The sequence below is a fragment of the Neisseria sp. WLZKY-1 genome (genome assembly GCF_046546535.1).
In the GTDB taxonomy this organism is placed as follows: Bacteria; Pseudomonadota; Gammaproteobacteria; order Burkholderiales; family Neisseriaceae; genus Neisseria.
Window position 1 is genome coordinate 1 of record NZ_JBKGTW010000060.1, and the last position, 10,402, is coordinate 10,402.

10 protein-coding genes are annotated in these 10,402 nt (G+C 57.3%); 5 read left to right on the forward strand and 5 right to left on the reverse strand.

The window, feature by feature from the left end:
• Window positions 1–276, forward strand: a 276-nt coding sequence (locus tag ACLD9W_RS11105; protein WP_410842080.1) for a hypothetical protein, incomplete at its 5' end; no start/stop codon positions are given.
• An 11-nt stretch (window positions 277–287) separates the two neighbouring features.
• Here the strand turns inward: ACLD9W_RS11105 and clpX are convergent.
• Complete coding sequence (gene clpX, locus ACLD9W_RS11110; RefSeq protein ID WP_410842081.1) at window positions 288–1,538, reverse strand: ATP-dependent Clp protease ATP-binding subunit ClpX; 1,251 nt, start codon at window positions 1,536–1,538, stop codon at window positions 288–290.
• A 330-nt stretch (window positions 1,539–1,868) separates the two neighbouring features.
• Here clpX and ACLD9W_RS11115 point away from each other — a divergent pair, with 330 nt between their 5' ends.
• Complete coding sequence (locus ACLD9W_RS11115; RefSeq protein ID WP_410842082.1) at window positions 1,869–2,810, forward strand: serine hydrolase; 942 nt, start codon at window positions 1,869–1,871, stop codon at window positions 2,808–2,810.
• A 217-nt stretch (window positions 2,811–3,027) separates the two neighbouring features.
• On the opposite strand, the gene ACLD9W_RS11120 is transcribed toward ACLD9W_RS11115, so the two are convergent.
• The gene (locus tag ACLD9W_RS11120; RefSeq protein ID WP_410842087.1) at window positions 3,028–3,579 is read right to left on the reverse strand and encodes an adenine phosphoribosyltransferase; all 552 of its coding nucleotides are present in this window, start codon (window positions 3,577–3,579) and stop codon (window positions 3,028–3,030) included.
• A gap of 126 nt (window positions 3,580–3,705) precedes the next feature.
• Here ACLD9W_RS11120 and gmk point away from each other — a divergent pair, with 126 nt between their 5' ends.
• The 3 genes from gmk to ACLD9W_RS11135 are packed head-to-tail and all read left to right on the forward strand — an operon-like array spanning window position 3,706 to window position 6,762.
• A complete protein-coding gene (gene gmk / locus ACLD9W_RS11125) occupies window positions 3,706–4,326 on the forward strand; it encodes a guanylate kinase (RefSeq protein ID WP_410842083.1) in 621 nt (206 codons plus the stop codon).
• A 53-nt stretch (window positions 4,327–4,379) separates the two neighbouring features.
• Window positions 4,380–4,586, forward strand: coding sequence for a DNA-directed RNA polymerase subunit omega (gene rpoZ / locus ACLD9W_RS11130; protein WP_009426127.1), 207 nt, complete (start codon window positions 4,380–4,382; stop codon window positions 4,584–4,586).
• 19 nt (window positions 4,587–4,605) lie between these two features.
• Window positions 4,606–6,762 (forward strand): RelA/SpoT family protein, encoded by a 2,157-nt coding sequence (locus tag ACLD9W_RS11135; RefSeq protein ID WP_410842084.1) that lies wholly within the window; start codon window positions 4,606–4,608, stop codon window positions 6,760–6,762.
• A gap of 596 nt (window positions 6,763–7,358) precedes the next feature.
• On the opposite strand, the gene trpD is transcribed toward ACLD9W_RS11135, so the two are convergent.
• The 3 genes from trpD to ACLD9W_RS11150 all read right to left on the reverse strand — a co-directional run bounded on the left by trpD (window position 7,359) and on the right by ACLD9W_RS11150 (window position 9,989).
• Entirely contained in the window at window positions 7,359–8,387 is a 1,029-nt protein-coding gene (gene trpD, locus ACLD9W_RS11140; protein WP_410842085.1) for an anthranilate phosphoribosyltransferase, read from the reverse strand.
• A 158-nt stretch (window positions 8,388–8,545) separates the two neighbouring features.
• A complete protein-coding gene (locus ACLD9W_RS11145) occupies window positions 8,546–9,043 on the reverse strand; it encodes a YbhB/YbcL family Raf kinase inhibitor-like protein (protein WP_293277869.1) in 498 nt (165 codons plus the stop codon).
• 124 nt (window positions 9,044–9,167) lie between these two features.
• Window positions 9,168–9,989, reverse strand: a complete 822-nt coding sequence (locus tag ACLD9W_RS11150) for a CPBP family intramembrane glutamic endopeptidase (protein WP_410842086.1) — start codon at window positions 9,987–9,989, stop codon at window positions 9,168–9,170.
• Between the last annotated feature and the right edge of the window lie 413 nt (window positions 9,990–10,402).

Consider the following 10,402-nt stretch of genomic DNA (forward strand, 5'->3'; position numbering starts at 1 on the left):
GGCCTTTTTCAGACGGCCTTTTTCAGACGGCCTTTTTCAGACGGCCTTTTTCAGACGGCCTTTTTCAGACGGCCTTTTTCAGACGGCCTTTTTCAGACGGCCTTTTTCAGACGGCCTTTTTCAGACGGCCTTTTTCAGACGGCCTTTTTCAGACGGCCTTTTTCAGACGGCCTTTTTCAGACGGCCTTTTTCAGACGGCCTTTTTCAGACGGCCTTTTTCAGACGGCCTTTTTCAGACGGCCTTTTTCAGACGGCCTTTTTCAGACGGCCTTTTAGCGTGTGGCGGCTTATCCCTTATATTCTTCGCCGTTTTCCAAGAACAGCAGCGGCGGCTGCTGTTTGTCGATAACGTCGGCAGTGATGAGCACTTTTTTCACCTGCGGCAGGTCGGGCAGGCGGTACATGGTTTCCATCAGGGCGCGTTCGACGATGGAGCGCAGGCCGCGTGCGCCGGTTTTGCGGCTCATGGCGAGTTTGGCGATGGCGCGCAGGGCGGCTTCTTCAAATTCGAGTTCCGCCCCTTCCATCGCCAGCAGTGCCTGATATTGTTTTACCAGCGCGTTTTTCGGCTCGGTGAGGATGTTGATGAGCGCGTCTTCGTCGAGTTCGGCCAGGGTGGCAATCACGGGCAGGCGGCCGATCAGTTCGGGAATCAGGCCGAATTTGATCAAATCTTCCGGCTCGACGATTTCAAACAGCTCGGTGATGGCGGCGTTTTCGTCTTTGCTGTGCACCGACGCGCCGAAGCCGATGCCGCCTTTTTCGGTGCGCTGGCGGATGACTTTTTCCAATCCGGCAAACGCACCTCCGCAGATGAAGAGGATGTTGGTGGTGTCGACTTGGACGAAATCCTGGTTGGGATGCTTGCGCCCGCCCTGCGGGGGCACGCTGGCAACCGTGCCTTCGATGAGTTTGAGCAGCGCCTGCTGCACGCCTTCGCCCGACACGTCGCGGGTGATGGAGGGGTTATCGCTCTTGCGCGAGATTTTGTCGATTTCGTCGATGTAAACAATGCCGCGCTGGGCTTTTTCCACGTTGAATTCGCATTTGCCCAAGAGCTTGGTGATGATTTGCTCGACGTCTTCGCCGACATAGCCCGCTTCGGTGAGCGTGGTGGCGTCGGCCATTACGAAGGGCACGTCGAGTTTGCGTGCCAGCGATTGCGCCAGCAGGGTTTTGCCCGAGCCGGTCGGGCCGATGAGGAGGATGTTGGATTTGGACAGTTCGACTTTGCCGTCCGCCTGCGGGTGGCGCAGGCGTTTGTAGTGGTTGTAGACGGCAACGGCGAGGGCTTTTTTCGCCTGTTCCTGGCCGATAACGTGGTCGTCGAGGTTGGCGACGATTTCGGCGGGCGTGGGCAGTTTGTCTGCGGTATTGCCGCTGCCGTCTGCCTTGCCGGCGCCGTCGTCGGCTTCGAGCATCACGCCGCAGGTTTCCACGCATTCGTTGCAGATATAGGCGTCTTGGCCTTCAATCAGGTGTTTGACTTCCTGCTCGGATTTGCCGCAAAAGGAGCAGTGGCGGTTTTCTGTGGTCATGGTTTTACCTCGGCAGCGCAAACGGACAGGCCGTCTGAAAGTCTGAAAAAAGTGGGCGATTATAATGATTGGCCGTAGTTTTTTCAATTTTCAGACGGCCTAACAAGGCAGTGCGGCGGCAGGGGCGTTGGCGGCGGAAACGAAAACTCGTGCAAAACTGCGTCTGCCCGCTTTACAAGGCGTTTGCTTTTCACAGACAATGCGCCGCGACCTCAAACAGGCAGCACTTCTCCCTAAGCCGATGGCGCGGAATAAAAAATATTTTCAGACGGCCTCCCCGTCTTTGTGTCGCGCCGCCGGACGAATCTTTGCAATTTTACGGATAACACGATGTACGCAACCCGGTTTTACAAAAAGGCCGCCGCCGTTCTGCTCGGCCTGAGCCTGTTCCCCCTCAACGCCGCCGCCGACGATTTGGACGTGCTCGGCCAGTTTCTGCAACAGAATTTCCCCACCGAGCAGGATCCGTTGGGCACTTTCCTTGCCAACAATCCGGGCGATATGCTCGAAGCGCAGGCCGCCATCGCCGGCCCGCTTTTGGCTTCGCAGTCGGCCTTGATTATGAACAACCGCACAGGCGAAGTGCTGTATCAGAAAAACATGAACCGCGTGATGCCCATCGCGTCGATTTCCAAACTGATGTCGGCGATGGTGACGCTGGATGCGCGCCTGAACATGGACGAAGTGATTACCATCACGGAAGATGAAATCGACCGCCTCAAAGGCACGGGCAGCCGCCTGTCGGTAGGCACGCAGCTGACGCGGGCGCAGCTTTTGCACCTGAGCCTGATGTCGAGCGAAAACCGCGCCACCCACGCGCTGGGGCGCACCTATCCGGGCGGCATGGGTGCGTTTGTCGCTGCTATGAACGCCAAAGCGCAGAGCCTGGGCATGTCCAGCAGCCGTTTTTACGAGCCCACCGGCCTGGACTACCGCAACGTGTCCACCGCCGCCGATTTGAGCAAGCTGGCGAACGCGGCAGCCCAATACCCGCAAATCCGCCGCAACAGCACGTCTACCTACGGCTCGGTGTACACCAGCGCCGGCCGCCAGCAGAACTATAAAAATTCCAACGCCCTCGTGCGCGAAGGCTCGTGGGATATAGAATTGCAGAAAACGGGCTATATCCGCGAGTCGGGTCGTTCGATGGTGGTGAAAGCCAGAATCGGCAGCGAGCCGGTAACCATCGTGCTGCTCAATTCGCCCACCACCACCACCCGCGTCAACGACGCGCGCAAAATCCAAAGCTGGATGATGCAGAGGCCGTCTTAAAAACGGCGGCTGCGGCTTGCAGCATTCAAAGAGGCCGTCTGAAACGTTCCGGCGTTTTCAGACGGCCTCTTTTCAGACGGCCTCATCCGATGCATGGACGCAGGCCGGTTCGGATACGAAAGCGGTTTGAAACAGCGGCGGGTACGGTTTGCCGCCATACGAAAAGGCCGTCTGAAAGTCTTTCGGCATTTTCAGACGGCCTTTTTCTCAGACGGCCTCAGGCGATATCGGGCATACAGCCTTCGTTTTGGTAGAGCGTAAACAGCGGCACGCCTGCGTCGCGGATGCGTTGTCCGCCCGGCAGATCGGTAAATTCCAAAATGGCGGCGGCTTCCACCACATTACCGCCGAGGCGGTGGATCAGCTCCGCACCCGCCAGCATCGTGCCGCCCGTGGCCACCAAGTCGTCCACCAGCAGCATGCGTGCGCCCGGCTGCAGCGCGTCGGTATGGATTTCCACCGTTGCCTCGCCGTATTCCAGCGCGTATTTCTGCGATACGGTTTTGAAGGGCAGCTTGCCTTTTTTGCGGATGGGGACGAAGCCGACGTTCAACTGGTAGGCCAGCGCCGCGCCGATGATAAAGCCGCGCGCGTCTAAACCCGCCACGGCGTCGATTTTCTGATCCATGTAGCGGTAGACCAGCAGATCCACCAGCAGGCGGAAATACTGCGGGCTTTGCAGAATCGGCGTAATGTCGTGAAACAGAATCCCCTTTTCCGGCCAGTCGGGAATCTTGCGCATTTTTTCAAAAAGGGCTTCCACGCCCATCACTTCGGGATGAATCAACACCGCCGCAATCCTCGTTGTCAAAGCAAAAGCGGCATTGTAACAAATTTTCTATTCCGTCGCGGTTGCGCTATAATCCGAAGCCTTATTCCACGCGATTTCCGTATCATGAGCGCAAAAAATCCCGGCAATATTTTCATCATTTCCGCCGCTTCGGGCACGGGCAAAACAACGCTGGTGTCGCGCCTGCTCTCCGCCCATGCCGACGTGCGCGTTTCCATATCGCACACCACCCGCGCCCCGCGCGAAGGCGAGCGGCACGGCGAGCATTATTATTTTGTCGGCACGGCGGAATTCGAAGAAATGGCCGATGCGGGCGGCTTTCTCGAACACGCCAACGTGTTCGGCAATTATTACGGCACCAGCCTCACCGGCCTCAAAGCCCTGCAAAACGAAGGCTTCGACGTAATTTTGGAAATCGACGTACAAGGCGCTCAGCAGGTTCGCCGCGCCCTGCCCGAAGCCGTTGGTATCTTCATCCTGCCGCCGAGCTTTGCCGAACTGGCCGAGCGCCTGCGCGGGCGCGGCACCGACGCGCCGGAAGTGGTGGAAAAAAGGCTGCGCCAGGCGCGCGGCGAAATCGAACAGTCGCTGCTGTTCGACTACATCGTCGTCAACCGCGATCTGGCCGAGGCCGAAGCCCAGCTGGGCGCGATTATCCGTGCGCACAGGCAGACTCTGGCGCGGCAGCAGAACTTTATCGAACACCTGCTCTCGGAAAATTTCTGAATTTCTCCGAATCCGTCTCAAACCAACTCTCAAACAAACAAGGAAACCCGAAAATGGCACGCATCACCGTAGAAGACTGCTCCGACAAAATCACCAACCATTTCGACCTGACACTTGCCGCCGCACGCCGCGCCCGCCAGCTGGAAAACGGCACCGCGCCGCTGGTGGACGACGTGCGCAACGACAAGCCCACCGTCACCGCATTGCGCGAAATCGCTGCCGGACAGGTCACGGCCGATATCCTCAATCGCAGCAAATAACGTTTCAGGCCGTCTGAAAATGTCCGTCCCCGCGCCCGCCGCCCCCTACGATCCGCTGACCGCCCAAGCACGCGGCCTGCTGTTCGATGCCGCGTCCTACCTTCCCAAAGAAGATTTGGAGCGCTTGGAAAAAGCCTGTGCCTACGCCTTTTTCGCACACGACGGACAAACGCGCAAAAGCGGCGAGCCCTACATCACCCATCCGATTGCCGTTGCCACCGAGCTGGCCAAATGGCATATGGACATCCAAACGCTCAGTGCGGGGCTGATGCACGACGTCTTGGAAGACACGGGCGTCACCAAAGAGGAAATGGCTGCCGAGTTCGGCGACGCCATCGCCGATATGGTAGACGGCCTCTCCAAGCTGGAAAAACTGCAATACGACAACCAAACCGAACATCAGGCCGAGAGCTTCCGCAAGCTGATTCTAGCGATGACCAAAGACATGCGCGTCATCATCGTCAAACTGTCCGACCGCCTGCACAATATGCGCACGCTCGGCTCGATGCGCCCCGACAAACGCCGCCGCATCTCGCAGGAAACGCTGGAAATCTATGCCCCGATTGCCAACCGCATCGGCCTCAATCCCGTTTACCGCGAATTGCAGGATCTGTCCTTCCAAAACATCTACCCGTCGCGCTACCGCACCCTGCAAAAAGCGATGAACAACTTCCGCCGCAACCGGCGCGACATCGTCGGCAAAGTGCTGGCGGCGTTCAGCCAGCGGCTGGTCGGTGCCAACATCGAAGCGCAAATCAAAGGGCGTGAAAAAAACCTGTACAGCATCCATCAGAAAATGCGCAACAAACACCTGCGCTTCGACGAAGTGATGGACATCTACGGTTTCCGCGTCATCACCAACAGCATCCCCGCCTGCTACGCCGCACTCGGCGCGCTGCACGGCCTCTACCAGCCCAAGCCCGGCAAATTCAAAGACTACATCGCCATCCCCAAAAGCAACGGCTACCAAAGCCTGCACACCACGCTCACCGGCCCGCACGGCCTGCCGATAGAAGTGCAGATACGCACCCGCGAAATGAACGCCGTTGCCGAAAGCGGCGTTGCCAGCCACTGGGCGTACAAATCGGGCGACGACCGCCCCGATCAGGCCACGCTCAACGCCAACAAATGGCTGCAAAACATTCTCGACTTGCAGGCGCGTTCGGCCAACGCCGTCGAATTCCTCGAACACGTCAAAGTCGACCTTTTTCCCAGCGAAGTCTACATCTTCACACCAAAAGGCCGCATCCTCGTACTGCCCGAAGGCGCAACCCCCATCGACTTCGCCTACGCCGTGCACACCGACATCGGCAACCGCACCGCCGCCGCCCGCGTCAACAACAGCATGGTGCCGCTGCGTACCCGTCTGAAAACCGGCGACACCGTCGAAATCGTCACCTCCGATCAGGCACGGCCAAACGCCGCCTGGCTCAACTTCGCCGTTTCCGGCCGCGCCCGCAGCGCCATCCGCAGCTACATCAAAAACATGAACCGCCGCGACGCCGTCGAACTGGGCGAAAACCTGCTGCAAAAAGCCCTCGCCGGCCTTCTGCCGCGCGACGTCCTCCTGTCGGAAGAACTCAAAGAAGCCTATCTTGCCGACCTCACCGAAAAACAAACCAGCTTTGAAGACGTGCTGTACAGCGTCGGTATGGGGCACACCCTGCCCGTTTCCGTTGCCATGCACATTGCCGAGCTGGCGGGGCAGCACCTTGGCGGCGAAGTGCGCCTCAGTCCGATAAAAATCAGCGGTAACGAAACCGGCCGCGTCCACCTCGGCCAATGCTGCAACCCGATACCCGGCGACGCCATCCGCGCCATCCTGATTAAAGACCAGGGGCTGATTATCCACCGCGAAACCTGTCCCAACCTGCTCAAAAGTGATCCCGACCAGCAGCTTGATGCCGACTGGGAAAACATCGGCGGCCACACCTACCACACCGTCCTGCTCGTCGCCTCGCAGGACAGCCACGGCCTGCTGGCGGCCATGGCGATGGCCATGTCCGAGCAGGGCGCCGACATCGAAGCCGTGGAAACGCCCTCGCAAAGCCAGTCGGGCACGGAAGGCTTTATCGAATTCAAATTCCGCATCAAAACGCAGGATCTCAAACAGCTCAACAGCATCATCCACGCCCTGCACACCATCCCGCAGGTGCGCCGCGTCACCCGTTTGTAAACCCGAATCGGAAACAAGAGGCCGTCTGAAACCGCGCTTTCAGACGGCCTTTTATAGTCGGCCAACACAAAAAGATACAAGGCGGCAAACCACAGACAGTACAAGCACTACGGAGCCGGATCTTCATGTCTTAGGGCGTGTTGACATTCAGCTTGCGAAGCGGTTTTTTGAGGAAAAATTCGCGCCTGCAAGGAAAAAAGCGCAGCAAGATTGAACATCTTGCGAGCATTTTTGACGCGGCAGGCGTGGATTTTTACCAAAAATACCGCCGCAAGGCTGATTGTCAACACGCCCTAGTAAGCCACCCTCTTTGAGTGAAGGCGCGGCAACGCCGCAGATTTTTTATTTTGGCTCACTATTCGTTTTCATGCTGCTCAATCCGTATTGTTCAGACGGCCTTAAAGGCGGCAACCCGTAGGGCTGCCGGAATGTTGGGGAATGCGTGCGTTATCTGCACCAAAGAGGCCGTCTGAAAGAACGGATATTGTTTCAGGCGGCCTCTTTGTCTTTCAAACAGATGTCGGCAAAACAAAAAGATTGAAGCCCAAAGGCCGTCTGAAAATTGTTCAGACGGCCTTTGGGCGCCGGTAAGATTGTCAGGCAAACTGCCGGCCGAAAGCCAGAAACTCCTGCCGTTTCGCTTCGGCCTTGCCCGAGTCGATGGCGGCGCGGGCGGTTTCTATGCCTTGGGCGATATCGGAAACGGTGTTGCCCGCGTAGAGGGTGGCGGCGGCGTTGAGCAGGACAATGTCGCGCGCCGCACCGTGCGCTCCGCCGAGCACTTCGTCCATTTTCGCCAGCGATTCCTGGCTGTTTTCCACACGGATTTCGTCGAGGTTGCGCCGTTCGGCGATACCGAAGTCGGCGGGGCGGATGTCGTATTCCAGAATGCGGCCGTCTTTCAGTTCGGCGACGCGGGTGCTGCCGGTGAGGGTAATTTCGTCGAGGCCGTCGCTGCCGCAGACGACGAGGACGTGGCGCGAACCGAGCTGCTGCAAAACGCGCGACAGGATGCCGCACAAATCGGTGTGAAACACGCCCAAAAGCTGGTTGGCCGCACTGGCGGGGTTGGTGAGCGGACCCAAAATATTGAAAATGCTGCGGAAACCCAGCGAGCGGCGCACGGGGGCGACGTGGCGCATGGCGGTGTGGTGGTTTTGCGCGAACATAAAGCCGATGCTGGTTTGTTCTATGCCCTGCGCGATTTGTTCGGGCGTCAGGCCGAGGTTGGCACCCATGCTTTCGAGCACGTCGGCCGCGCCGCTGGACGAAGAAACGGAGCGGCCTCCGTGTTTGGCTACTTTCGCGCCCGCCGCTGCGGCGACAAACATGGCGGTGGTGGAGATATTGAAGGTTTTCGCGCCGTCGCCGCCCGTGCCGACCACGTCGACCAGGTTTTCCGCATCCGATACGGGCACTTTGGCGGCAAACTCGCGCATCACGGCAGCGGCGGCGGTGATTTCCGACACGGTTTCCACTTTGATGCGCAGGCCGGTCATGATGGCGGCAATTTGCTCGGGCGCGACCTGCCCGCTCATGATTTGGCGCATCAGGTCGGTCATTTCGTCGTAGAAAAGCTCGTTGTTGCTGATCAGGCGTTCGATGGCCTGTTGGGGGGTAATCATGTTTTTTTCCTTTTTGAAGAGGCCGTCTGAAACGCTTTCAGACGGCCTGAAACACACAGCCGAAAGGCGGTCGATTATAGCGCAGGAGGCCGTCTGAAAACCTTTTCAGACGGCCTCTCGGAACATGGTGCGGCCGCACCGCCTGTTTTCAGACGGCCTCACACATCATAAGTCCCCATCACCGAGGCCGAAGCCAACACATGCCCCTGCATCGCAAAATGCAGGTCGTTGAAACGGAAACCGCGCGGCAGGTTCAGCTTCGTATCCAACGCATACACAATCAGCTCGTAGCGATGGCGGCAGTTCGGCGGCGCCATCCCGCCATAGCATGAGGCCTCTTCAATCTCAAATTTGCCCAATACACTCGCCCAACTGTTCGCCCCCTGCACATAATCCTTGGCCGAAACACTCTCGTTTTCCGCCACCGAAGTACGCTCCAAATCCGCTATCAGCCAATGTATCCACACAAAACCGCTCGCCGTAACCGCATCCTTGTCCTCCAGCACCACCGCAAACGATTTCGTACCCTCCGGCGCGCCGCTGATTTCAAACGGCACCGAATAAGTCGGCATCCCGTTCGGACTAAACTGCCCGCCCCGCTTGCCGTATTTATCTTCAAACTCACCATTCACAATGGCCGCACTCGTTACTCTCATGGTTTTCTCCTGTCCGGTTACAAACGAAACAATTCTATTCTAACCCAAGGCGTGCCGTCATAGGATGGATTGATAAACCCAATATCTTGGCAGGATTGAAGGTTTTGTTGGAACATGACCCGGCCTACGCCTGCCTGCTATCAGATGAACACATCGCCTTACGCCAAAAAATCATCACAATTACCGCCGCAATGATGATAATTCCGTATGGGATCATGCCGTCGCCGTTTTCATATGCCGCCCGTCCGCCTGGAAAACCGGTGCGTGCGGTATTGGCAACCGTGTGGCACGCAATCAATACAAATACCGAGCCGCCACTGCCGTTATACAGCCATACATAGATAATCCTCACGGCAACCGTCCCTGCCAGCCCCCACGCGATCAGTTCGGCAGATTGCCCCACGGCAATCATGGACGGCAAATGCCACAATGCCCACGGTACCCCGATAATCAGCGCCGTAACAAACGGGGTAAAACGCCGTTGCAGACTTTCCGTAGCGTAGGCGGCATAGCCCAATTCCTCGGCAACTGCCGCGATAAAGAACATGAAGAACGCACCGGCAAGCGGCGCAAATGATACGGATAAGGCAGGTATGGTTTGTCCTGTTTGGCGTATCGCGACATAAGTCAGCAGATAAAGCAGTGGGAAAATCAGTATTGCCGTCCAAAAATAGGCAGAATGCTTTATCCGACCGTAATCAAACACACGACCAAACAGACTGCGCACCGCCGCCATTCCGCCCTCGCGGTAACGCAGCAACGCGGCGGCAACCGTCGGAGTGAGCGCCGCGCCGATGTCGGTCAGCGGCAGATTATCAGGCAAAGGACTGTGTTTGAGAAACAAAGACAGCAGCCAAAACGGCGCGCTCAAAGCGTACACCAGCAGAAAGTATTGCCACGGATGCGAATAACCGGCTGTCGGTTTTTCTGAAGAGAGGTTCTGCATGTTATTCCTGTTCATTCAGTAAATAAGTCGGCAGGGGAGCAGGTACGGCCTACTACATGATGTACAGTATAAAAATATTGCGCGTTTTTTTCTAATTATTATGAAAAGCAGCCTGCACTTCGATTTTTGAAAGTGCAGGCTGCTTTCGGATAGAGAGAGGTCGTCTGAAAATTATTTCTCAGACAGCTTTGATATTACGGGCGATATGAGGATTTTGTTGGGTTATGGATCAAGCTGCGTTGCTGCCGACTGAATTACGGCATGGTTTGAAATCATTCGGTAGCAACAAAAACCGCGTGCGTGCGTACCGCACACACCCTTGTATGTTCAAATCAGCGTACCATAGCAACCAAACAGGCCAGTCGCCTCGGAACGCACCCTAGGATTACACCCGCATCGTAGCAAAAACGAGC

Bases quoted from the DNA above. Each gene is read 5' to 3' on its own strand.
- clpX (WP_410842081.1), bottom strand. From the start codon at position 1,538: ATGACCACAGAAAACCGCCACTGCTCCTTTTGCGGCAAATCCGAGCAG.
- ACLD9W_RS11115 (WP_410842082.1), top strand. From the start codon at position 1,869: ATGTACGCAACCCGGTTTTACAAAAAGGCCGCCGCCGTTCTGCTCGGC.
- ACLD9W_RS11120 (WP_410842087.1), bottom strand. From the start codon at position 3,579: ATGGGCGTGGAAGCCCTTTTTGAAAAAATGCGCAAGATTCCCGACTGG.
- gmk (WP_410842083.1), top strand. From the start codon at position 3,706: ATGAGCGCAAAAAATCCCGGCAATATTTTCATCATTTCCGCCGCTTCG.
- rpoZ (WP_009426127.1), top strand. From the start codon at position 4,380: ATGGCACGCATCACCGTAGAAGACTGCTCCGACAAAATCACCAACCAT.
- ACLD9W_RS11135 (WP_410842084.1), top strand. From the start codon at position 4,606: ATGTCCGTCCCCGCGCCCGCCGCCCCCTACGATCCGCTGACCGCCCAA.
- trpD (WP_410842085.1), bottom strand. From the start codon at position 8,387: ATGATTACCCCCCAACAGGCCATCGAACGCCTGATCAGCAACAACGAG.
- ACLD9W_RS11145 (WP_293277869.1), bottom strand. From the start codon at position 9,043: ATGAGAGTAACGAGTGCGGCCATTGTGAATGGTGAGTTTGAAGATAAA.
- ACLD9W_RS11150 (WP_410842086.1), bottom strand. From the start codon at position 9,989: ATGCAGAACCTCTCTTCAGAAAAACCGACAGCCGGTTATTCGCATCCG.